The organism is Methylocella sp. (assembly GCA_037200525.1).
Classification (GTDB): domain Bacteria; phylum Pseudomonadota; class Alphaproteobacteria; order Rhizobiales; family Beijerinckiaceae; genus Methylocapsa.
The window spans coordinates 2,592,436-2,612,329 of sequence record JBBCGG010000001.1 but is presented as its reverse complement, the minus strand read 5'-3'; the positions used below and the strand labels follow the sequence as shown (position 1 = coordinate 2,612,329).

At 60.0% G+C, this 19,894-nt stretch carries 24 protein-coding genes, 1 tRNA gene and 1 pseudogene; 15 read left to right on the top strand and 11 right to left on the bottom strand.

Annotation, left to right across the window (positions count from 1 at the left end):
- Positions 1 to 183: 183 nt before the first annotated feature.
- The gene (locus WDN46_12850) at positions 184 to 1,401 is read right to left on the bottom strand and encodes a deoxyguanosinetriphosphate triphosphohydrolase (GenBank protein MEJ0094281.1); all 1,218 of its coding nucleotides are present in this window, start codon (positions 1,399 to 1,401) and stop codon (positions 184 to 186) included.
- 137 nt (positions 1,402 to 1,538) lie between these two features.
- Between WDN46_12850 and WDN46_12845 the strand changes: the two genes are divergently transcribed.
- The 4 genes and pseudogenes from WDN46_12845 (at position 1,539) to WDN46_12830 (ending at position 5,483) form a co-directional block, all read left to right on the top strand.
- Positions 1,539 to 1,880: an iron-sulfur cluster assembly accessory protein gene (locus WDN46_12845; protein ID MEJ0094280.1), complete on the top strand. Its 342-nt coding sequence runs from the start codon at positions 1,539 to 1,541 to the stop codon at positions 1,878 to 1,880.
- A gap of 150 nt (positions 1,881 to 2,030) precedes the next feature.
- Complete coding sequence (locus WDN46_12840; protein MEJ0094279.1) at positions 2,031 to 3,965, top strand: hypothetical protein; 1,935 nt, start codon at positions 2,031 to 2,033, stop codon at positions 3,963 to 3,965.
- A 91-nt stretch (positions 3,966 to 4,056) separates the two neighbouring features.
- Positions 4,057 to 4,823 (top strand): annotated as a pseudogene (locus WDN46_12835) (IS5 family transposase).
- Positions 4,824 to 4,928: 105 nt separating this feature from the next.
- Positions 4,929 to 5,483, top strand: coding sequence for a peroxiredoxin (locus WDN46_12830; protein ID MEJ0094278.1), 555 nt, complete (start codon positions 4,929 to 4,931; stop codon positions 5,481 to 5,483).
- Positions 5,484 to 5,677: 194 nt separating this feature from the next.
- Here the strand turns inward: WDN46_12830 and WDN46_12825 are convergent, their stop codons facing one another.
- Positions 5,678 to 6,319, bottom strand: coding sequence for a glutathione S-transferase family protein (locus WDN46_12825; GenBank protein MEJ0094277.1), 642 nt, complete (start codon positions 6,317 to 6,319; stop codon positions 5,678 to 5,680).
- Positions 6,320 to 6,678: 359 nt separating this feature from the next.
- Between WDN46_12825 and WDN46_12820 the strand changes: the two genes are divergently transcribed.
- On the top strand, positions 6,679 to 9,138 hold the full coding sequence (locus tag WDN46_12820) for a tetratricopeptide repeat protein (GenBank protein MEJ0094276.1): 2,460 nt from the start codon (positions 6,679 to 6,681) through the stop codon (positions 9,136 to 9,138).
- Between the two features lie 33 nt (positions 9,139 to 9,171).
- Here WDN46_12820 and WDN46_12815 read toward each other — a convergent pair whose 3' ends face one another.
- From WDN46_12815 to WDN46_12805, 3 genes are all read right to left on the bottom strand, one after another.
- Complete coding sequence (locus WDN46_12815) at positions 9,172 to 9,615, bottom strand: hypothetical protein (protein MEJ0094275.1); 444 nt, start codon at positions 9,613 to 9,615, stop codon at positions 9,172 to 9,174.
- Between the two features lie 71 nt (positions 9,616 to 9,686).
- Positions 9,687 to 10,079, bottom strand: coding sequence for a hypothetical protein (locus WDN46_12810; protein ID MEJ0094274.1), 393 nt, complete (start codon positions 10,077 to 10,079; stop codon positions 9,687 to 9,689).
- 44 nt (positions 10,080 to 10,123) lie between these two features.
- Positions 10,124 to 11,557, bottom strand: a complete 1,434-nt coding sequence (locus WDN46_12805) for an FAD-binding oxidoreductase (GenBank protein ID MEJ0094273.1) — start codon at positions 11,555 to 11,557, stop codon at positions 10,124 to 10,126.
- 106 nt (positions 11,558 to 11,663) lie between these two features.
- Between WDN46_12805 and WDN46_12800 the strand changes: the two genes are divergently transcribed.
- Both WDN46_12800 and WDN46_12795 read left to right on the top strand, forming a co-directional pair.
- A tRNA-Trp gene (locus WDN46_12800) sits at positions 11,664 to 11,739 on the top strand.
- Positions 11,740 to 12,133: 394 nt separating this feature from the next.
- Positions 12,134 to 12,634 carry a hypothetical protein gene (locus WDN46_12795; protein ID MEJ0094272.1) on the top strand — a complete coding sequence of 167 codons (501 nt, stop codon included), beginning with the start codon at positions 12,134 to 12,136 and terminating at the stop codon, positions 12,632 to 12,634.
- Between the two features lie 489 nt (positions 12,635 to 13,123).
- Here WDN46_12795 and WDN46_12790 read toward each other — a convergent pair whose 3' ends face one another.
- Positions 13,124 to 13,435 carry a hypothetical protein gene (locus WDN46_12790; GenBank protein ID MEJ0094271.1) on the bottom strand — a complete coding sequence of 104 codons (312 nt, stop codon included), beginning with the start codon at positions 13,433 to 13,435 and terminating at the stop codon, positions 13,124 to 13,126.
- 2 nt (positions 13,436 to 13,437) lie between these two features.
- A complete protein-coding gene (locus tag WDN46_12785; GenBank protein MEJ0094270.1) occupies positions 13,438 to 13,683 on the bottom strand; it encodes a hypothetical protein in 246 nt (81 codons plus the stop codon).
- Between the two features lie 111 nt (positions 13,684 to 13,794).
- On the opposite strand from WDN46_12785, the gene WDN46_12780 reads away from it, so the two are divergent.
- The 7 genes from WDN46_12780 (at position 13,795) to WDN46_12750 (ending at position 16,568) form a co-directional block, all read left to right on the top strand.
- Positions 13,795 to 14,217, top strand: a complete 423-nt coding sequence (locus WDN46_12780) for a hypothetical protein (protein ID MEJ0094269.1) — start codon at positions 13,795 to 13,797, stop codon at positions 14,215 to 14,217.
- A 396-nt stretch (positions 14,218 to 14,613) separates the two neighbouring features.
- Complete coding sequence (locus tag WDN46_12775; GenBank protein MEJ0094268.1) at positions 14,614 to 14,766, top strand: hypothetical protein; 153 nt, start codon at positions 14,614 to 14,616, stop codon at positions 14,764 to 14,766.
- A 7-nt stretch (positions 14,767 to 14,773) separates the two neighbouring features.
- The gene (locus WDN46_12770) at positions 14,774 to 15,196 is read left to right on the top strand and encodes a hypothetical protein (protein ID MEJ0094267.1); all 423 of its coding nucleotides are present in this window, start codon (positions 14,774 to 14,776) and stop codon (positions 15,194 to 15,196) included.
- Between the two features lie 24 nt (positions 15,197 to 15,220).
- On the top strand, positions 15,221 to 15,391 hold the full coding sequence (locus WDN46_12765) for a hypothetical protein (GenBank protein ID MEJ0094266.1): 171 nt from the start codon (positions 15,221 to 15,223) through the stop codon (positions 15,389 to 15,391).
- A 96-nt stretch (positions 15,392 to 15,487) separates the two neighbouring features.
- Complete coding sequence (locus WDN46_12760) at positions 15,488 to 15,763, top strand: hypothetical protein (protein MEJ0094265.1); 276 nt, start codon at positions 15,488 to 15,490, stop codon at positions 15,761 to 15,763.
- Positions 15,760 to 15,975 (top strand): hypothetical protein, encoded by a 216-nt coding sequence (locus WDN46_12755; GenBank protein ID MEJ0094264.1) that lies wholly within the window; start codon positions 15,760 to 15,762, stop codon positions 15,973 to 15,975. Before WDN46_12760 ends, WDN46_12755 begins: the two co-directional genes overlap by 4 nt.
- A 53-nt stretch (positions 15,976 to 16,028) precedes the next feature.
- Positions 16,029 to 16,568 (top strand): hypothetical protein, encoded by a 540-nt coding sequence (locus WDN46_12750; protein ID MEJ0094263.1) that lies wholly within the window; start codon positions 16,029 to 16,031, stop codon positions 16,566 to 16,568.
- Here WDN46_12750 and WDN46_12745 read toward each other — a convergent pair.
- Genes WDN46_12745 through WDN46_12730 form a run of 4 tightly spaced genes read right to left on the bottom strand, consistent with a single transcriptional unit; the run spans position 16,565 to position 17,863 of the window.
- Positions 16,565 to 16,957: a hypothetical protein gene (locus WDN46_12745; protein ID MEJ0094262.1), complete on the bottom strand. Its 393-nt coding sequence runs from the start codon at positions 16,955 to 16,957 to the stop codon at positions 16,565 to 16,567. The genes WDN46_12750 and WDN46_12745 overlap by 4 nt on opposite strands.
- A gap of 3 nt (positions 16,958 to 16,960) precedes the next feature.
- On the bottom strand, positions 16,961 to 17,218 hold the full coding sequence (locus WDN46_12740; GenBank protein ID MEJ0094261.1) for a hypothetical protein: 258 nt from the start codon (positions 17,216 to 17,218) through the stop codon (positions 16,961 to 16,963).
- Positions 17,219 to 17,231: 13 nt separating this feature from the next.
- Positions 17,232 to 17,534 (bottom strand): hypothetical protein, encoded by a 303-nt coding sequence (locus tag WDN46_12735; protein MEJ0094260.1) that lies wholly within the window; start codon positions 17,532 to 17,534, stop codon positions 17,232 to 17,234.
- Complete coding sequence (locus tag WDN46_12730; protein ID MEJ0094259.1) at positions 17,534 to 17,863, bottom strand: hypothetical protein; 330 nt, start codon at positions 17,861 to 17,863, stop codon at positions 17,534 to 17,536. Before WDN46_12730 ends, WDN46_12735 begins: the two co-directional genes overlap by 1 nt.
- Before the next feature lie 302 nt (positions 17,864 to 18,165).
- Here WDN46_12730 and WDN46_12725 point away from each other — a divergent pair, with 302 nt between their 5' ends.
- Positions 18,166 to 19,731, top strand: a complete 1,566-nt coding sequence (locus WDN46_12725; GenBank protein MEJ0094258.1) for an anti-phage dCTP deaminase — start codon at positions 18,166 to 18,168, stop codon at positions 19,729 to 19,731.
- Positions 19,732 to 19,894: the final 163 nt, after the last annotated feature.

Sequence of the window (19,894 nt, the reverse complement as noted above, 5' to 3'; positions counted from 1 at the left end):
AATTTTACTCCGGCCCGGCCTTCGGCTTACAGCCATTCTGCCGAGGTTTTACGACGTTAAAGACTGTCTGGAAATTGCCGCTCATCTCGGCGAAAGCGGTTTATCGCTGTTCTCGAAGGCGCAACTCCAATCGAACCGCCAGCTTTCGTTGATCGCGTTCGCTTCGCATCAGCGACCTGCGCCCTAGCGCAAATCTGGAGCCGCGTCAAAAAGCCTCCAATGTTCGGCGATGGCGTAGCGGTCGGTCATCCCGGCGATATAGTCGCAGACGAGACGGGCGCGGCGCCCCTCGTCGGCGCCGATCCTGACCGCTGCCGCGGCCCATTCCCCCGGCATCAGTTCCGGCGCTTCAAGAAATTGCGGAAAAAGATTGTAAATTATCTCGGCCGCTTGGTCACGAATGCGAATCAGGCGCGGATGGCGGTACATATTCTGAAACAGAAAATCCTTGATCGACCGCTCGACTTTGCTGGCGTCGGGAGAGAAACTGATCAAGGGCTCGCCCAAAGCGCGCACATCCTCAATGCTCACAACCCCGGTCGCCTCGATCCGCCTCCGGCTTTCCTCGATCGCGTCTTCGATGAAATAGGTAATGAGACGGCGCACAAGCTCGTGGATGGTCCGCGCCGGGTCGAGAAGCGGGTGCCGGTTTTCGATCTCCCGGCCAAGGTCGCGGAGGAAATCGACTTCGGCGATTTGAGACAAATCGATCAGTCCCGCGCGCAAGCCGTCGTCGATGTCGTGCGCGTTGTAGGCGATGTCGTCCGCGAGGGCGGCGGCCTGGGCTTCGGCGCTGGCGAAATGGCCAAGGTCTAGGTCCAAAATGGCGTTATATTCGACAAGCGCGGCGGGAAGCCCGCGTTTGGCGTAGCGCGCGACGGGCGCGCCATCTGGACGCAGAAGCGGCCCATTGTGTTTGACGAGACCTTCGAGGGTTTCAAAGGTCAGGTTGAGACCGTCAAAACCAGCGTAGCGGTGCTCAAGCTTGGTGACGATCCGCAAGGTCTGGGCATTGTGATCGAATCCGCCATAAGGGCGGGTCGCCAAATCGAGAGCATCCTCGCCGGCGTGCCCGAAAGGGGTGTGACCAAGATCATGGGCGAGGGCGAGCGCTTCGGCGAGATCATCGTCAAGGCCGAGGGCGCGCGCCAGCGAGCGCGCGATCTGTCCGACCTCCAGGGAATGGGTCAACCGCGTGCGATAATGGTCGCCTTCATGCGGAATGAAGACCTGCGTCTTGTGCGCCAGCCTGCGGAAGGCGGTGGAATGAATGATGCGGTCGCGATCGCGCTGGAATTCCGAGCGCGAGGGCGACGCCGGTTCGGTTATGAGACGGCCGCGAGTTCGCCCCGCGTCGGCGGCATAGCGCGCCCGCGCCGGGGAAAAAGCTAAGGCTTGCATGAAGGTTCAATTCCGCAGCTTGACTTATTGCGGTCGCCGACCGTGCGACCTATGTTCTGTTTTTGTGGGCAACGCAAGGGCGGTGTTCACGGCGCGGTTTTCGCCGAAACGGTTCGACGGCTTATCGAGGATTATTCATGAACGAAATCGTGATCGAAGCCCCAGAGCTGACCCTGAAGGCTGCGCGGCGCGTGGCTGAGATTTTGGAGAGCGAGCCCGAAGGGTCTTTCTTGCGCATTGGCGTCGATGGCGGCGGCTGTTCGGGCTTTACCTATACCTATAATATCGAAAGTGAACGCGCCGACGCCGATCTCGTCTTGGAGCGCGAGGGCGCAACCGTGCTGATCGATAAAATCTCGTTGGAGTTCTTGCGCGGCTGCCAGATCGATTTCATCGACGACCTGATGGGCCGGATGTTCAAAATCGTCAACCCGGCGGCGAAGTCCTCGTGCGGTTGCGGTTCGAGCTTCGCCATTTAAGAATTCCGATGGCGGCGCGTGGTTTTCAAATGGGGCAATGCGGCCGGCATCGCATTGCCCCTGTTGTTGTCGGTAAGACCAGCCGGAGACTGTGGCCCGGGCGCGAGCTGTAGCTTGGGCGAGGTTGTTTTCAGAGTTCGCGAGGTCCGCATGAAGTTCAGGGTTTTGGTCGCTGGCGCTGCTGTCCTCGCTCTCGCTGCGTTATCGCTCGAAGCCGTAAACCGATATGTCGCGCAGCGGGCGGTTGAATCGGTCGCGAGCGAGGCGGGATTGAAATTCGAGCGCGTGATCGCCGATCCCTGGCGGCGCGAGGCGCACATCATCGGCCTCAGCTTGCAAACTTCGGATCTGTTCATTCGCATCGGCGCCCTCAACCTGGCCGCGGCGGAGCCCCTTCTTTCGCCCATCGCGGCGGCGTCGGCTAAGACCGATTCGGCGAGCGCCGAGGACGTTATGATCACAAGCGGCGCCTCTACCTACAAGATCAAGCGGATCGACGTTTCGGGCTCGTCTTTGTCCTCCTCCGATTTGGCGCAAATTCTCGATCCAAACAATCCGCTGCCGATCGCCGAGAGGCTGGTCAAAATATCCGCAGCGTCGGTCATCATTCCGGAAATGATCGCCGAAACGAAATTCGGCGCGACGACGCAGAGGATCGTCTATCGAGACATTGCGCTCAATGGACTTGCGCAAGGCAAGGCGGCTGCGGCGAGCGCGTCTGGCGCGAGCTTTTCGATCTCCGATCCGCAACGGGGCGAAGCCGAAGGAGCCTATGGCGAGATCCATGCGAAGGCGGTCGATCTTGTCCTCGCCGCGAGGATTCTAACGGAAACGCGGGATCAAGCCGAGGCTCCGAAGCTGCCGCTGTATGCTGCGGTGAGCATCGATGGCTTTCATTTGGCGAACGCAAAAGCGCAGTTCGAACTCGACGTCAAATCCATGACGGCCGCCGGCGTCAAGGGCCGTCCTCCGCGCAAGCGGTGGGCGGAGGTCGATCCAAACTCTTCCGAAGCCGAGAAGCCGAATGCCTTTTTGGGCGAAGTTCTGGATGCATTCGAGATCGACGACGTGGCGGCAAACGACATAAGGCTCGCCCTTGTCGCCAATGGGGATCGCGCCAGCTTTACATTGGCGCGCATCTTAATATCGCAGCTCGACGGCGCCGGGATCAATTCGATGGAATTGCAAAACCTCGGTTTCGTTGGCGCCGCGGGAAAATTCAATCTGGAAGGCTTGACGCTTCGCGGCGTCGATTTGAAAAATTTGACCGGCTCTGAAAACTCGTCGAACAGCGCCACTCCTATGCCGAGCCTGATTGACAAGGATCTTCTGCCCGACTTCGAGCAAATCCTGTTGACCAAGCTGGACGTCAATTTAACCGATGCCCAAACGGATGGGACGGAATCTAGCCTCATCACCCCCGCGGCCGCCTTCAAGATCGATCGTTTGGAGGCGAAAGGGAAAAAGGAGAATGACGGCGCGCTGGTCGGCGTCGATCTGACGCTTGATCATTTCGCTGCTCCCATCGACGAGGCCGGACCGTTCACGACCCTGGCTGACATGGGCTATAAACAGCTTGATTTGTCGAGCCGGCTTCAACTGGCCTGGACCGCGGCTTCCGGGGAACTCGAAATCAAGACTTTCTCGCTCGAAGGCGCCGATATGGGGACGCTTAAACTCGCCGGGCTGATCGCTAATGTCACACGCGATCTTGGATCGAGCGATGAGGAAGCGGCGCTTGAGGCGGCTCGCAAGCTGCTTGTTAAAAAACTGGATCTGCAAATCATTAATGCGGGGATCGTCGACAAAGCGCTGGCCGCTCAAGCGAAGACTCGGAAAAAATCCGTTGATGAAACGCGTCAAGCCGATGTGGCGGGCGCTACCCTCGTCTTGCCGGCCTTGCTGGGCGACAGTCCCTCGGCGCGCGCGCTCGGGGCGGCTCTTGCGAAATTTATCGGCGACCCTAAAACCTTCCATCTTGTTGCGGTATCTCCGCAAGGTTTTGGCCTCGCCGACATAGACCTGATCAAAACGCCCGGAGCGCTTTTCGATCACGTCGAAATTGAAGCCTCGGCAAATCAATAAAGCGCTAGGCCGTGGTGACGAATTCGGCGTTTGGGGGATTCTCGCGAGGATCTTTCCATGATTCAAGGCTGATTTTTGGAGATCAGCCTTGATGATTCGGGATGTCGATGCGCTGCGAGACGATCAATGGGAGCGGCTTTGTGATCTTGTGCCAGGCGGAAGAGCCGGCCAGCGCGGGCCGCGCTGCGACAATCGACGCTTCGTCGACGCGCTGTTATGGATGGCCCGCTCGGGCGGCCGCTGGCGCGATCTGCCCGAACGCTTCGGCGACCATCAGGCGGTGAAACGCCGCTACTATCGCTGGATCGAGCGCGGCGCCTTGGACGGATTTCTTGAGGCATTCACCGCCGAGGCCGATCTCGAATGGCTGATGATCGACTCAACAATCGTGCGCGCCCATCAGCACGCGGCCGGCGCAAGGATCGCCAAAGGGGGGCGGATGCCCAAGGCCTGGGCCGCTCTCGCGGTGGTTTGAGCACCAAAATCCACGCCGCGACAGACGCACTCGGCAACCCCGTTCGGCTCCTTCTCGGACCTGGGCAGCGCAACGACATCACAAAAGCGCACGCCCTGATCGAAGGCTTTGCGGCCGATGCGATCATCGCCGATAAAGGTTATGACGCCAATCACTTGCGCAAGGCTGTTCTTATGCGTGAGGCTGAGCCGGTGATCCCATCAAAATCCAATCGCCGCGCGCCGCTCCCCTACGACAAGGCGCTCTACAAGGAGCGCAATCTCGTCGAGCGTTTCTTCAATAAACTGAAGCAGTTCCGGCGCGTCGCAACCCGATACGACAAGCTCCTCGCAAACTACCGAGGCTTCGTATTGCTCGCCGCTATTGCTATCATGCTCAGGTAATTCGTCACTACTGCCTAGTATGGCTCATCCGCGAGTCAGCGCAAAGAGGCTGGCCATATTGCGCGCGCGGGATCTAAAGGGCGCGAGATCTAAAGGGGAAGGCATATGAAGCGCATTGCGGCGTCAGCGGTCATTCTGGGAAGCCTTTTTGCGACATCCGCCTCAGCGGCGCTGAAACCGGGCGACGCCGCTCCCGACTTCACCACCGAGGCGGCAGTTGGCGGCAAGGACTTCACCTTTAGCCTGTCCAACGCTCTGAAGCACGGCCCCGTGGTGCTTTACTTCTATCCAAAGTCGTTCACGCAGGGCTGCACGATCGAGGCGCATGAATTCGCTGAAGCGGCCGACAGCTTCGCGCAAGCGGGAGCGACTTTGATCGGCATGTCAAAAGATACAATCGAGACGCAGCGCAAATTCTCGACCGAGGGGTGCAGAGACAAGTTTCCGGTGGCCGCCGATCCGACCTCGTCAGTCATTCGCTCCTATGACGCCCAGATGAACGGCGCGACCGCCGCAGCGGACGCTCTCGCCAATCGGATATCTTATGTCATCGCGCCCGAGGGCAAGGTCATCTACGTTTATTCCGATCCCTCGCCGGACAAGCATATCGAGAACACGCTGGCCGTGGTTCGGCATTGGCGCGAACAGCATCCAAATTGACGCAGGTGATAGCGGAGCGCGACGTCAGGACTTTTCTCGGTCGCCCCTAGCCTCAAAGTCAGTGGACATGCTGAGATGTCGCCATTTTCTGTTCGCTTCGAGCCTCTCCAGATCAGGCTATAAACGCGAACAGATCCGCGGCAGAGCGAACGCGGCGACGTCCGGACAAAGCCGCCTGACGCCAAGAAAATCCGTCACGGCAAGTCCTGGAGCTTCCAGGTCGGCGCCATTTCGCTTATGACTCGGTGGATCGCCGGGTGCCGGCCGCTGCTGGCGACATAGCGGCCGATCGGCGGATATGCCTCGAGCAGCGCCGGTTTACCATAGGCGGCGGCGACTTTCGGGAGCATGAATAGGGCCGGCGCCAGCGCGCAGTCCGCCAATGTCAGCTCCGAACCTGTCGCAAAGGGCTCGTCGCCGACGTAGGTTTGCAGCGATGATAATCCTCGTACGAGGCGCGTCAGCCACACGGCCGCGCTCGGATCGCGGCTTGCCGGATCCCCCTGCCGGAAAAGTTCGACCAGCGGCGTCGTGATATGGAGCTCGCCGATGCGTTGCAGCAGGCGCACTCGGGCCTTGGCTTCCGGCGTCGGCGGCCGTAGTGGGCGCGCGGGAAACTTATCCTCGAGATATTCCATGATCGCAGCCGATTCCGGCAACGGCGTCCCATCTTCGAGAATAAGGCAAGGAATTGTGCCGACCGAATTGATCGCGTGAAACTTAGCCGACAGCAAACCACCGGGCGGCGGTTCGATCTCGATGGCCAACCCTTTCGCATATATCGCAACCCGCACCGGGGCGGAGAATGGCGAACTGTCTTCGGAATAGAGCTTCATGAGGCCTCTGAATGGAAGGGGGCGCCGGCTCACGGCGTAGGCCATCGAGCTACTGTGGTTGGCCGTTATAATGACCTCTTGCTGAGCGCGGAGCAACCAACGCACAAAATCAGCGCGCGCGGATGACGGCTCGTTGTCAGCCCCTCCCCCTTGGTTGGGCGTCGCGCTACCATGCAGGCTGAGGCTCGGCCGCCAACGCGCCGATCCGGTGCGTCAGCTTATCGACCAGAAGGATGACGGAAACCCTCACGGCTCGCTCGCCTCGAGAAATATGTTATGGTTGGAGCGCCGCAAAGGCGGCGCGCGGGACGCATGCAATCCGCGACGCTGACGCAAAAGAAGATCTCGATGGAGGCAGCGTGACGAGACGCGGCGGCAGGCGCAATTCTCGCAAGGCGAATCAACCGAAGATCGCGCCGGCGCAGACGAACGGCGTCGGCTTGGAAGCGAAGAAGGAGATGGCTTCTTCGTCCCCTCGAATCCGCTGGCTGCTCGCCACGGGCCTCGCAATCTTTGCAGCCGCAGTTCTGGCTGGCGGCTATCTCCTCGCAAGCCGGCCATCGCCATTGCCAAAGATGAGCCCCGAAATTAATCCGGCAACCGGCCCCTCCGCGGCGATTGCTCCGGCGGCGGTCTATGCCGGGACTGAATCCTGCGGCGAATGCCATCAGGCGCAGGCCGCGGCTTGGAAAAGTTCGCATCACGCGCTCGCGATGCAGCATGCGACCGACGCCACGGTCCAAGGTGATTTTCATGATGCGCATGTCGCCTATGGCGGGGTGGCCAGCAGCTTCTTTCGTCGCGGCGACGCCTTCATGATCCGCACAGACGGAGCAGATGGGTCGCTGCAGGACTATGAGGTGAAATTCACATTCGGAGTCATGCCGCTGCAGCAATATCTCGTCGACATCGGCGGCGGGCGGCTGCAGGCCCTGCCCATCGCATGGGACGCGCGCGAGAAAGAGAAAGGCGGCCAGCGCTGGTTCCACCTCTATCCGCATGACGTCGTCCATGCCGGCGACCCGCTGCACTGGACCGGCCTGCAGCAGAACTGGAACTATATGTGCGCGGATTGCCATACGACCAATCTGCGCCGAAACTTCGACCCGAAAACGAACAGCTACGCCACGACTTTCTCCGAGATCAACGTCGCCTGCGAGAGCTGTCACGGCCCTGGCTCGCGGCACGTCGTCTGGGCGAAGCGCGCGCCGGGTTGGGAAAGCGTCAAAAACGAGGGGTTGACCAACCAGCTCGGCGAAAGACGCAACGTGACTTGGACGCTTGATCCTGCGACCGGGAACAGCGCGCGCAGCGAGCCGCGCGTGACCACCAGCGAGATCGAGACCTGCGCCTTCTGCCATTCGCGGCGTGGGCCGATCTGGCGCGACGCCGCGCCCGGCGCGCCGATCGGCGATTCTCACCGCGTGGCCCTGCTCGACGACAGGCTCTACTTCCCCGATGGCCAGATCCATGACGAAGTCTACGAATATGGCTCGTTCCTGCAGAGCCGCATGTTCCACGCGGGCGTCACCTGCAGCGATTGCCATGAGCCGCATAGCTTGAAGCTTAGAGTCGCCGGCAACGGCGTTTGCCTCCAGTGCCACGGCGCCGCGACATTTGACGTAGCGAACCACCATCACCACGCGCCAGGATCGGCTGGAGCCGAATGCGTCTCGTGCCACATGCCTGAGCGCACCTATATGGTCATCGACCAACGGCGCGACCACAGCCTGCGCATTCCGCGACCAGATCTCAACGCAACGCTTGGAACGCCCAACGCCTGCGCGAATTGCCACGCCGATAGACCAGCGCAATGGGCGGCCGACCAGATCAAGAGCTGGTTTCCGGTCCCGCATGAACCCTTCCAGCGCTACGCCGAGATTCTTGCGGCAGGGACTGAAGGCGCACCTGGCGCGCGGGAGCGTCTGATGACTTTGGCGAACGATCAGACGCAGCCCGGCATCGCGCGGGCGAGCGCGCTCGCAAGGCTCGATGGAATGCAGCGCGGAGGCTCCCTCGACAAGCTTCGATCATCCTTGCGCGACCCCGATCCGCTGGTGCGCCGCGCGGCGGCGGCCTATGCGAACGCGCCTCATGAGAGCCTTGTTGATCTCCTCCCCTTGCTCGACGATTCCGTGCGCGACGTCCGTCTCGAGGCCGCGCGCATGCTTGCCGCAGTCGACCCCCAGAACCTTGGCGAACAAGCGAGGTTGAAACGCGAACGCGGGATCGCCGAATATGTCGCGTCGCAACAGAGCAACGCGGACCGGCCCGAGGCTCATCACAATCTCGGGCTTCTCTACATGACGCTCCGTCGCGTCCCGGATGCCGAAGCCGAGCTTAAACAGGCGCTGACGATCGATCCAAATTTTGCGCCGGCGGCGGTGAACCTCGCAGATCTCTTCCGCGGGAGCGGGCGCGACGCCCTGGGCGGACCTGTGCTGCAAACAGCGCTTGCGCGCCAGCCCGACGTCGCAGCCCTCCACGAAGCGCTCGGACTCTGGTTGGTGCGCGCCGGGCGCCAGGGGGACGCTCTCGCGGAGCTGAAACGCGCAGCCGACCTTGATCCGAATGACGCCCGCAACGGCTATGTCTACGCGGTCGCTCTATCAAGCAACGGTCAGAGCGATGATGCAATCCGCGTGCTGCGCGACGTTCTCGACCGCCATCGCTACAACCGCGAGAGCCTCTATGCGATGGCGACCTTGCAGCGCGACGCGGGCGTCTTCGATGAGGCGAAACGTTACGCCGATCAGCTTCTGGCCTTGGAGCCTAACGATCCCGGAGTCGCCAACCTGGCGCGCGAGCTGGCGCGATAGCGGCCGAGCCTCACTGATTACTGAACTTCCGGCTCAATTCAGTCGCTGCCGCAGCGGAACGCCGGGCGGGCGGCGCGGCCGCATCGCTTCAAGGTCCGCGCGATGCGCGAAGACGACGGCGACGCCGGCCTCGCAAGTCGCGCGAAATGACGCATTCGCCGCGCTCTCCTTTTGCGCGAAGCGGCGCGCGCAGCTATCGCGGGCCGCCTGATAGGCTTTCAAAGGCAACGGTTGAAGATTGGCGAGAAACACTTGCTCGCACTTTTGAATCACGATCTCCGACAACGCTACGTCGCCGCCCGCGTTGGAGCGGCAGACATTCATCACTTCATAGGATTGCGCGCAGCTCGCAGCCGCAGTGATCGCCGTTGCGATCTCCGTTTGATCCAAGCTGTCGATCGGGCATTTCTGCAGCCTCTCGGCGAGAGCCGCGCTCGAAATCATCAGCGGCAATCCAACGAGCATGAATCGCAACATTGACCTCCCTCGCGACGAAGCAGAGCGCAGCGGCTCCTGACAGAAGCCGAAGATGAAATGAATTGGCGACATCAAGATGGCGGCTGGTTCCCGGCGCCCCTATGGCGCTTCCCGGACGGCGAAGATCCGTGCGTCTCCGAGTCGCTTGCGGGATTTTGATTTATCGCCGCGTCGACCGTCCAATAACAATCGAACCCGCCGGTGGGGCGGACGCAGAGAAGCTGACCATCTTTTTTGTCGACGTCAACGGCCATGCCTTTCAGCAGGGAGAAGCAATCGCGGGAAGCAAGTTTGGGCGCGCTGAACTTGTCGAGGCCCGCATTATCGTTCTTGGCGACGAAATCCGCGACTTTCTTGGAGTCCGGCTCGGCCCTGCACCCGACGATCGGCTTAATGACGCTCGCCCCGTTGGCGATTGTGGGAAGAAGTAGAATAATTACTGCGAGAAAACGATGACGCTTCATATATCCCTCGATCGAGCCGTCGCCGCCGCGATAGATTAAGATGATTACAGCACCTTGCCGGGGTTGAGAATGCCCTTTGGATCGAGGGTCTGTTTCAAGGCGCGCATCAGCTCCATCGCGACCTTATCCTTCACTTGCGGCAGAAGATCGCGCTTTAATTGTCCAATGCCATGCTCGGCGGAAATCGAGCCGCGATGCGCGGCGACGAGGCCATGCACAATCGCATTGACCTCGTCCCAGCGCGCGAGAAACGCCGTCTTGTCGGCGCCGATGGGCTGCGACACATTGCAATGAATATTGCCGTCGCCGAGGTGGCCAAAAGGCATGAGCCGCACCCCAGGCATTGCCTTGGTTACGGCGCGTTCAACCTCTTCGAGAAAGGCCGGGATATCAGCTATCGGAACGCTGACGTCATGCTTGATCGAACCGCCTTCGAGGCGCTGCACGTCGGATAGAAGTTCGCCCAACCGCCAGAAATCCGCGCGCTGGTTCAGCGAGGCGGCGATCGCAGCATTTTCTATGATGTTTTTTTGAGCCCCTGCCTCCAGCAGCGCGAGCAGACGCTCCGCCAGTCCCTCAGAGCTTTGCGAACAGAGTTCGAGCAGCACATACCAAGCGCTCTTGCTGGGCAGCGGGTCGCGAGCACGCGGAGCATGGGTCAGGACGAAATCAAGTCCAATGCGCGGGATGAGTTCGAAGGCCGTGATTTCTCCGCCCACTCTGTCTCTGGCGAGATCGAGCATGGCGAGAGCGGCCTGCGGCGAGCCAAGGCCGATGAAGGCGGTCTCGATCGCGCGGGGCTTTGGAAAGAGCCTTAGCACCGCCGCCTTGATGATCCCGAGCGTGCCCTCTGAGCCGACGAATAAATGCTTCAGGTCATAGCCGGTGTTGTCTTTCTTGAGCTTCGACAGATCGGAAAAAATGCGGCCATCGGCGAGCACCACCTCAAGGCCAAGCACGAGATCGCGCGCGCTGCCATAGGCCAGCACGCCGACGCCGCCCGCATTGGTCGCAAGATTGCCGCCGATGGTGCACGAGCCTTCAGCCGCGAGCGAGAGAGGGAATAGACGTCCTGCGCGTTCGGCTTCGTCCTGCGCCCGCGCCAAGATCATGCCGGCCTCCACCGTCATCGCATTTGAGGCAAGATCGATTTCGCGCAGTTTTTGCATCCGGCGAAGCGAGAGCACAATCGCGCCGCCGCTGGCGTCCGGGGTCTGACCGCCGACGAGGCCCGTATTGCCGCCCTGAGGCACGATCGGCGTCAAGGTCTTGTTGCAAAGCGCCGCAACCATCGCGACCTCTTGCGTCGAGCCGGGCTCGACGATGCAAATCGCCTCGCCTCTGAAAAGATCGCGCGGCTCGCGCAGGAAGCCGGCCATCGCGGCGGGGTCGGTCAGGACATGGGCTTCGCCGACGATTGGCTTCAACTCAGCGATTAGTTCGGTTCGAGCCCGCGTTCGGGCGTCTAGGCGGTCCATCTCGGAGATGCTCTCAATTTCTCACTCTCAATTTGTCGCCACAGCACCTTCCGCGCCGGTAAGCTTGATTTCAAGCGGCGCTTCAAGCTAAAGAGGAGTTCTGCGTAGGAGTGTAGCTCAATTGGTAGAGCACCGGTCTCCAAAACCGGGGGTTGGGGGTTCGAGTCCCTCCTCTCCTGCCAAGGAATATCAAAGGCTTACACTCAAGATTCTACCTGTCGGCGTTCTCCCTTTCGTTCCACGGTAAGCGCTCGGTAAGCAGAACGCGGAAATTAACGGAAGTGGTCGACACGACGCGATCGGTAGCCCGCCAGCGACGCAAGTTTGCGCAGCCTAACTCGCCACGGTCAACCGTCGGCGATTGAGGACGGTAAGCCGTCCGCCGGCTCCGCACCTCTTCGATCAGCCCCCAAATTTGCACGCCGAGGTTCGGCCGGCCGGTGTCAGGTGAACCAATGCAACCGTAACGTGTTTTCTTCGCGATGTAATCATAAAGGAATATCGCTGTTGCACCTTCGATCTCCGAATGCACCGGTTTAGCCGGGAGAACAGTCACCCCGTTTCGGAGGAAAATTCATGTCGATTCATCTGAAGAGTGGTTTCACCAGCGCGGCTACCTTCGCGCTTTGCGTCGCGGCGACGCCAGGTCTTTCCCAGAATGCGTCCAGCGGACCTTTCGACGGTTTGTCGGGCTATTGGAGCGGGGCCGGCACCATCACGATGTCGAACGGCGTCAGCGAGCGCATCCATTGCAAAGCGGAGTATGCGATCAACGATATGGGAAGGGCTCTTAACCAGAGTCTCCGCTGCGCAAGCGACAGCTACAGATTAGAAATCAGTAGCAACGTAATATTCAACAGCGGCGCGATTTCCGGCACTTGGGGAGAAGCGACCCGACACGTGACGGGCAATATCACAGGCCACGCATCAAACGCGGAAATTCAAGCCAGGGTCGACGGAGCCGGTTTTTCCGCAGGGATACAGGTGCATTTCCATGGCGACAGGCAATCGGTCTCGATTAGACCGACCGGCGCCACAGAAGTCGCAGACGTCGCCATTACCATGCGCAGAGGATAGATCGCGCCAACTTGGCGTCCACCATTTGCTGCGACGATACCATGCTGGCGGAATCGGCACCAAGTCATGGCAGCGGCCGGTCGATTTCGATGATAATCTGCCGCCCTGGTGAACTATGGTACGTCCGCAGGAAGCCAGGCAGGTGAAAGACGCCTGCCTGACACACCGCGGCTCACGTCACATCCATCCACTTCATCGCGAAGTTGAGCAAGCGCATATGCAACGCGAGCAGACGCCGCCGAACCATGCGCACGGGCAGACTCGCTAGCGGGAGCTGGTCAGCCGGCCGGAGGTCGACCTTGCTCACTAATCGCTTAATCTGACGGATGTACCACCACCCAAATCGGATCCCGATGATCTGGCGCAGTGAAAGTCTGCACGGCGCCCTCAGGCCGGCACGGAGCCATCGAGAGGTCCTGAGCACGGTGACGTAGTACCTGGCTAGGATTATGAGCTTGGCGGTCTTTAAAAGTGACAACTTACGCATGATCAGGCCCTCCCCCAAAGGACGCCAGGCCGATCCAACTGACGCAACAAATCGGGATTTTTCCCGTCGTTGTAGAGCCGCTGCGGCGTGCGAGCTACGCTGGTTTCATTCGCCGGCGCGAGGTTACCTCTCAACCACATGAGGTCGGCGACGTACTGGCGGATCGAGCTTTCAGAGCAACCAGGTCCTGGAACCATCCCTTCTGCCTCCGCAAGCCAATCGTCGATTTTTTCTCTGAGGCTCCGAGGATCTTGGACGATTCTTTCGACGCCAGGTAAGTCGGTATCGGCTGGCCGAACGATTCTCTTCGTCATGCTCATGCCTCCCCTAGCGAGGCCGGCCTGACCGCCTCGAGGACCGCGTCGAGTTCTTGGCGAGCGGTTGAGATCTGGCAGGCAGATGCCGAGAGAATCGCATGGACGCAGCCAGCCTCGCGGCTAATCGTATGGTCGCAGATGATCATCGCGCCATCGATCAGGGCGCCGACGCGGCTCAAATCGGCGATCACGTCATCTATTTTTGTCCAAGCGATATCGTTCGCCGAGACGGTGCTGTTCGGCATTGTGGTGGCTCCAAATTTGCAATTTCTATCGCTCTGTGCGATACCTGAAGCATTAATCGATGCTCAAGGTACTGTCAATACCTCAGGTATTAAAATGCACGCGGGGATGGGATGACAACTAGCGAGCAAATTCGAGCGGCGAGGGCATTGCTTCGATGGGAGCAAAAGGATCTGGCCGAGGCGTCAAAGGTTTCGCTACCATCGATCAAAAGGCTGGAAACGATCCCCGGCGACCTTGCAGCGCAGGGGCGGACGATCGATGCCCTCAAGGGCGCCCTCGAGGCTGGTGGTGTGATCTTTGTCGAGGAGAACGGCGAGGGGCCAGGTGTGAGACTGAAGAAGAAGCGGAAGGGGACGAAGGAGCATGCCGAGTCTGCGGCGAACCCGGTTCAGGTCGATATTGAAGATGCCATAGCCGAGGCCGTCCCAGCGATCGAGCCGAACCCGCCCCAATATCACGGCATGGAGACGCCAGCGGAGCCCGACGCAGGGGTCAGCCGCGTCCGCAGTCCCCTCAAGCGCTTCAATCGTTGAGCCGTGACGCCGGAACAATTCCCGCGCCGGATATCATGAAGCCAGCCTAGCCCCGTTTCTGTCGATCGGCGTAGCCTCGCACGCGCACGCACGCGAGGAATGGATTGTCGACACTGGCCTGGCCAAAACGCCGGACTTTTTCATGCGCCCGCCGCCGCCCGCGAGGTGTCGCAAAGTACGGTGCGTTGAAGGCTCCGCTGAATAGCGAACACTGGCGCTAACATTTTTTTAGCGCGAGCTCACCGCACTATGGGGTCACGGATATGGCACTCCCCCAAAGTCTCTTCAGTCTAAGCACTCCGTCGCTTTCAGGGTTGGCGCAGCCAGCCGCATCGGCGCTGTCGCTGACCTCTTCCATTCTGGGTGTCTTTGGCGCGATGCAGCAAGGCAACGCCAATGCCCAGGGTGCAGAACATCGATGCGCAGTCGCAGCAAGATCGGGACGCAGCGGCGTTCTACACCCAAAGCGCGAACAATGCGCTGCTTGGCGGGTTCCTCGGCGGGGCGGGCGCGGCGATCGGCGGCCTCGCGGGCCTCATTCCAAAGTAGGTTCTCCATGGCGCCCGAAGACACCTCGCACCAAAGCTGGGATTATACGCAGGCCGCGCGGCTCGATTTCATCAAATCCACTATGATGGAGCTCGCCGCCGGTCTGCTGATGAACAGGTGGCAAGGCATAGCTGCGCGCGAGGAGCGGCGGAAGTTGCTCGACCAGAGGCTTGCTGACCCGAGGCAAGGATACACCGAAGCCGCGCGCAACGCTGACGACACCGCATTCGTCGCAAAGACGTTGGACATCATAATGGCCAGCACCACGCGCGCAATGTTTCTGGAGACGGGCGACGCGGATATTACGCGCGCCGACCACGACGTTTTGATTATGTGCGGATCGTTCACGGAAGCTGAGCGTATCCGGCTCACAGGCGCCGTCGAGAGCTGTCTGCGCGAACTCGGCGCGCCGGTTCCCGCTTTTCATTAATTTCAGACACCCCAGGAGCTCAGAATGAAATACGGACCCCAATCGACCAAGCCGACCGCGCAACCGACCCCGAGTGTCGCCAGCAAGGCCGCAGCGGCCGTCGCTGAAGCCCAGAACACAAAGGCCGCTGGTATCGCCAAAATCGTTGCGTCGCAGGAGCAAGGCGCCCGCGAGCAGGCATATCCCAAAAAGTAGAGGCAGATTTTCATGCCCGACGATCGGCCAGCCCGCCCACAAGGCCGGAAATTCCAGCGCCGTCCGATCGTGAAATTGCATTCGCGGATGCGACGCATGGTCGAGCTGATGACCGTCGGAACGCCGGTCGACCCAAGCGCCACGCCCTTCACATTGTTAGAGGCCGCCGAGCGCGTTGGATATAGCCAGCGCGCCGCGAGAGAAATCGGACGATCCCAAGTTTTCCGCGCCGCCTTCCATGAAGCGTCCAGCAACTGGCGCACCGGAACAGAGCGAGCCGGTTTCGGCATCCGCGTCCACCCGGAGAAAGGTCCGCTCGGTTATCGCCTCTACAAAGACCGGGCACCCAAACAGGAGCCGTCCGACACATGACCATTCGCCTCGACGCCATCGACATCGCCCACGCCACTGGCCTCGCCGCCGCGCGCAAGTCGCTTTCAAGGCGCATCCCGGCGCCGGCTTGCGACATGGCCGTCATGCGCGGCGTGCTCACCCGGCGTGACCTCGGATTTTCTAAATCGATTGCCGAGTTGCGCGCCGATCGCGCCCGCTGGGCCGCTCTTGGTCCGCAATACGTCGGCTGAAAGACGAAGCATATTCATGAGGGGCGGCGCCCGCCGGTTTCGGAGATTCTGAATTGACCTATGAGCTATCCGGATTTGCGACACCCGAGGAGGCCGCTGAGTGGGATCGCCTACTTGCGGAAGAAGCAGCCGCGGCCCCGATCTCCGCCCCGGCTACGATCCCTACAGCCGCTTTGGAAAGCCTGCCGCCTGAGGCATTCACGGTCGACGTGCGCGATTTCAATAGGGTGATAGCCGCTCGCCGCATGGAGCTGGGATTTTCCAGTTTGGAAATCGACGATCTCGCGGGTCTGGCCTCGGGTCACACGAGCAAAATTGAATGCGGAACTAGAAATCTTGGGCTGTTCACACTTCCATGTCTGATGGATGCTCTCGGCCTGCGAATTGCGATGGTTCGCGTCGAGCCGCATAAATCCACAGTCCGCGCACGGGACCGCCTCACTCCCAAAATGCGTGCCGCTCGTAGCCAGCTATGGGCATCGAAGAAGCGCACCGCCGAGGAGACGGCCGCGAAGAAAAAGGCAGCCGCCGAACGGAGCAATCGTCGCCGGCGGTTGCAACAGGCAGCCGCCGCCGGGCCTTTCGCAAATTAATTCGCCAAGCCGTCCGTTCCGATCAGATCCGCCCATTCGTGTGGCAGCAATTGCGGATCGGCCTGCGATTGCTCTGGTGCCCGTTCCCTTACCACTGCGGCTGCATCCACGCCGATGGCAGCGCCCGAGCGGGGATCAACGCGCGTGCCCGCGTACGCGCCCGCGCGGATAACATACGGGCCACCCGGCTCATTCTGAATTGCCATAGCCAGGCGTTGGCCGTGCGGGGCATAGGCGCAGACCTGCAGCAATCCGACGAACGAAGTTTTGGACCAATTCGCGCCGTCGACGCCGCGCTTTGCTTCAGCGAAATCGCTCTCATGCATGCGCACGACTTCACATGTTCCGAGGTGGCGGTAGTAGGCCACGATCGGCGCGTCACAGGTCATGATTTAACCCGCCGCAGGAAAATGAAGAGCTGGCATTGGGATCGTGTAATGGCCTTGCTCGTCTTGAATTGCGAAGCCAGCCCGCTGCCCATTCTGGAAGATCGCCTTGATTTGCGTGCCAGCGAACGGCGTCAATGACCAGAGGTTCGGCTCGCCGCGCTTCGCCTCAGCGAAGTCGACGGGAAACATCGCAATCAGTTCGGATTTGCCGGGCCGCCCGCCGTAATAAACTTCAATTTTGCCTTCCGTTGTGGTCGCCATCTTCCCCTCCTGATTAAACCTTCCTACCAAGCAACCGGCACCGCGAAATTCGCTCGCGTGGCGGACGCGGCTCATACGGATTGCGCGGAGGTTGGCTCACAGCCGCCACGCCCATGAACGCAACTTCGGTGTTGAAAACTGGCCGCTTAATTTTCGCATTCGGCTCGCCTGCCTGCCAAGCGAGCGCGCCGGTCTCGGCCTCGTCGGCGACGGCGTCGTCAACCACGGACAAAGGGCGGCATTCGTCATCCAGTCCGCGCGTGGCGAGATACACTTTCCGCGAAACGATCCGCTTGCCGCGCCGGGGCTCAGCCATCAGCGTGGCATCCTCGCCTTCACGTCGCGCGTCACTTCCCGCGCCCAAGCGAGGCGATCCATCGCGCTCCCCTGATGCCAGTTATGGGGCTTCGGAACAGCCGCCACAGCTGCCGCCACACGCGCATCATATGCCGCATCGTCGGTCGCCTGCCGGGCATGGGTCGCAGCCCTCCGGTTGATGATATCGGACATTTTCGCGGCGTCGGTCATCGGTTGTTCGGTCACGGTCGTCTCCTTTTTCGCAGCCGGATCCACGCGAACATAGCCTTTCGAAGTCATCAGCCTGTGCGTCTCTTCGGCCTGCAATTTCGCGATGTAGTCGGGCATCAAAGTCCGTCCTCATAACGTAGCGACCAGCCATCGCTAGCATATTTATGGCGCGAAGTCAAGGCTGCGACACCGATGACGCGAGCAAGGGAGCTGGGTCCTGTGGACTAGGTCGAGATCGCCTCGGGCGGCTGGGCCCGCGACGGGTTTTCGCGGCATGCCAGTCAAGGGCATCGTGGCGCATGGCGGAGCGCGCGGCACTAACGGCCGGCCGAAAGTCGCAACATGATTTGCCTCGACGTAAGCGGATATTGAACTTAAGGTGCACCGATATTTAGATAAGTTTTTTCAGGGATTTTTCAGTGAGCGCTTCTCCTTTACGAGATTTGCTGGCGGAGCATCCGCGAGTGAGCGTCGCGGACACCATAACGGAGCGCCGCTCGCAAGAGCTTGTAATCGCGCTTGTAGGACCTGTGGGGTCGGGCGTTTCCACAGCGGCTGGTTTCCTTCGCGACCTCCTGTCAAATGATTTTGGGTATACTGTGCGACCCATAATCAAGCCGAGCGAGATTATCCGGTCGGAGGCATCCCGAGTTGGGATCAGCGCACCACCAAAAGCGCCCCTCGATGCGTACATCACGCAGATGCAGACAGCTGGAAATGCATTGCGCGAGAGGTTTGGCAATAATTATCTCGCGGAAAAAGCCGTCGAACAGATCTACAAATTTCGCAAAGCAAACGGTGGTTATTCAGACAGCGATGTCCCGCTTCCGGGAAGGCGCGCATACATTATTGATTCGCTGAAAAACCCCGAGGAGCTTGCCTTGCTGAGGCAGATCTACGGAGAGACACTGTGCGTCGTCGGCGTATTCGCACCTGATGAGATGCGCGCCGCTCGCCTCAAGGACAACGGTGTAGCCACGGACGCCGTGCAACGGATCATGGATCGAGATCGCGGCGAGCCAGCAACTTTTGGTCAAAAGACTCGCAAGCTCTTCGTCGAGGCGGACCTATTTCTGTGCAACGATCATAAGCAGGAGGAGCTAAAGACCAAGATCCTGCGCTTCCTCAACATAATATTTAATACTTCAGTGCATACGCCCTATAGGGCTGAATCTGCGATGTACGAAGCGTGCTCGGCATCTGCGAACTCGGCATGCATGTCGCGGCAGGTAGGGGCAGCGATCGTTTCGGCTGAGGGCGAGCTTATTGCTGTTGGATGGAATGACGTGCCGCGATTCGGAGGAGGGCTTTACGGAGAAGATCAGCAGTCTGTATGGGACTCCGAGCGAGGGGCGCTGCTCGATAAAGACTTTAGATGTTTTAAATGGAAAGGGTGTATCTGCCATAATGAAACACGGCGCGTGGACATCGTGGACAAAATAGCAAAACGCATTTATGGATCTGCTGTGCTAAAGAAGGGCGCAATCTATAATGACGTGCGCTCTCTTCTTGTGGGAACAGAAATAGATTCTCTTATCGAATTCTCCCGTTCAATCCACGCAGAAATGGAAGCAATACTTTCCGTTGCTCGAGAGGGGCGACATTCAATCTCAGGTGCAACTCTCTACACGACGACATATCCATGCCACAACTGCGCCAGGCATATCGTCGCATCGGGCATCACCACCGTCGTTTATATCGAGCCCTACGACAAAAGCTTAGCTACGGCGCTTCACTCTGACTCAATAACCGAGGATCCAAACGACAAGACGCGCGTCGTCTTCAGACAATATGATGGCGTCGCTCCACGAAGCTTTCTTCGTCTGTTTAGGCCGGCAGCAGACCGCAAGAAAGATGGCGAAGTCATGAAGCGCTCCCAGAAGCATGCACTTCCTGTGTTCCAAGTTCCTCTCGATTCGCCTACCGATTATGAGCTGAAGGTGATTGCTGATCTATCGCATCGAGAGCATAATGACACTCCGTAAGCGCGGGCGAGGGGGCGAGCCGGTGACTAGGCGTAGGGATGATCAAGACAAGCAATTTCGGCTTGAGTTAACTGCTGAAGCTGAGCCAATGAATGCCGGTGTTAAAATTGAAGCTCCACGGGATACGGTTCTAGTTTCATTCGTCGATGCGTCGACACTAGCC

Excerpts from the sequence above, each read along its gene's own strand:
- WDN46_12850 (MEJ0094281.1), bottom strand. The coding sequence starts at position 1,401 with ATGCAAGCCTTAGCTTTTTCCCCGGCGCGGGCGCGCTATGCCGCCGAC.
- WDN46_12845 (MEJ0094280.1), top strand. The coding sequence starts at position 1,539 with ATGAACGAAATCGTGATCGAAGCCCCAGAGCTGACCCTGAAGGCTGCG.
- WDN46_12840 (MEJ0094279.1), top strand. The coding sequence starts at position 2,031 with ATGAAGTTCAGGGTTTTGGTCGCTGGCGCTGCTGTCCTCGCTCTCGCT.
- WDN46_12830 (MEJ0094278.1), top strand. The coding sequence starts at position 4,929 with ATGAAGCGCATTGCGGCGTCAGCGGTCATTCTGGGAAGCCTTTTTGCG.
- WDN46_12825 (MEJ0094277.1), bottom strand. The coding sequence starts at position 6,319 with ATGAAGCTCTATTCCGAAGACAGTTCGCCATTCTCCGCCCCGGTGCGG.
- WDN46_12815 (MEJ0094275.1), bottom strand. The coding sequence starts at position 9,615 with ATGTTGCGATTCATGCTCGTTGGATTGCCGCTGATGATTTCGAGCGCG.
- WDN46_12810 (MEJ0094274.1), bottom strand. The coding sequence starts at position 10,079 with ATGAAGCGTCATCGTTTTCTCGCAGTAATTATTCTACTTCTTCCCACA.
- WDN46_12805 (MEJ0094273.1), bottom strand. The coding sequence starts at position 11,557 with ATGGACCGCCTAGACGCCCGAACGCGGGCTCGAACCGAACTAATCGCT.
- WDN46_12795 (MEJ0094272.1), top strand. The coding sequence starts at position 12,134 with ATGTCGATTCATCTGAAGAGTGGTTTCACCAGCGCGGCTACCTTCGCG.
- WDN46_12790 (MEJ0094271.1), bottom strand. The coding sequence starts at position 13,435 with ATGACGAAGAGAATCGTTCGGCCAGCCGATACCGACTTACCTGGCGTC.
- WDN46_12785 (MEJ0094270.1), bottom strand. The coding sequence starts at position 13,683 with ATGCCGAACAGCACCGTCTCGGCGAACGATATCGCTTGGACAAAAATA.
- WDN46_12780 (MEJ0094269.1), top strand. The coding sequence starts at position 13,795 with ATGACAACTAGCGAGCAAATTCGAGCGGCGAGGGCATTGCTTCGATGG.
- WDN46_12775 (MEJ0094268.1), top strand. The coding sequence starts at position 14,614 with ATGCCCAGGGTGCAGAACATCGATGCGCAGTCGCAGCAAGATCGGGAC.
- WDN46_12770 (MEJ0094267.1), top strand. The coding sequence starts at position 14,774 with ATGGCGCCCGAAGACACCTCGCACCAAAGCTGGGATTATACGCAGGCC.
- WDN46_12765 (MEJ0094266.1), top strand. The coding sequence starts at position 15,221 with ATGAAATACGGACCCCAATCGACCAAGCCGACCGCGCAACCGACCCCG.
- WDN46_12760 (MEJ0094265.1), top strand. The coding sequence starts at position 15,488 with ATGGTCGAGCTGATGACCGTCGGAACGCCGGTCGACCCAAGCGCCACG.
- WDN46_12755 (MEJ0094264.1), top strand. The coding sequence starts at position 15,760 with ATGACCATTCGCCTCGACGCCATCGACATCGCCCACGCCACTGGCCTC.
- WDN46_12745 (MEJ0094262.1), bottom strand. The coding sequence starts at position 16,957 with ATGACCTGTGACGCGCCGATCGTGGCCTACTACCGCCACCTCGGAACA.
- WDN46_12740 (MEJ0094261.1), bottom strand. The coding sequence starts at position 17,218 with ATGGCGACCACAACGGAAGGCAAAATTGAAGTTTATTACGGCGGGCGG.
- WDN46_12735 (MEJ0094260.1), bottom strand. The coding sequence starts at position 17,534 with ATGGCTGAGCCCCGGCGCGGCAAGCGGATCGTTTCGCGGAAAGTGTAT.
- WDN46_12730 (MEJ0094259.1), bottom strand. The coding sequence starts at position 17,863 with ATGCCCGACTACATCGCGAAATTGCAGGCCGAAGAGACGCACAGGCTG.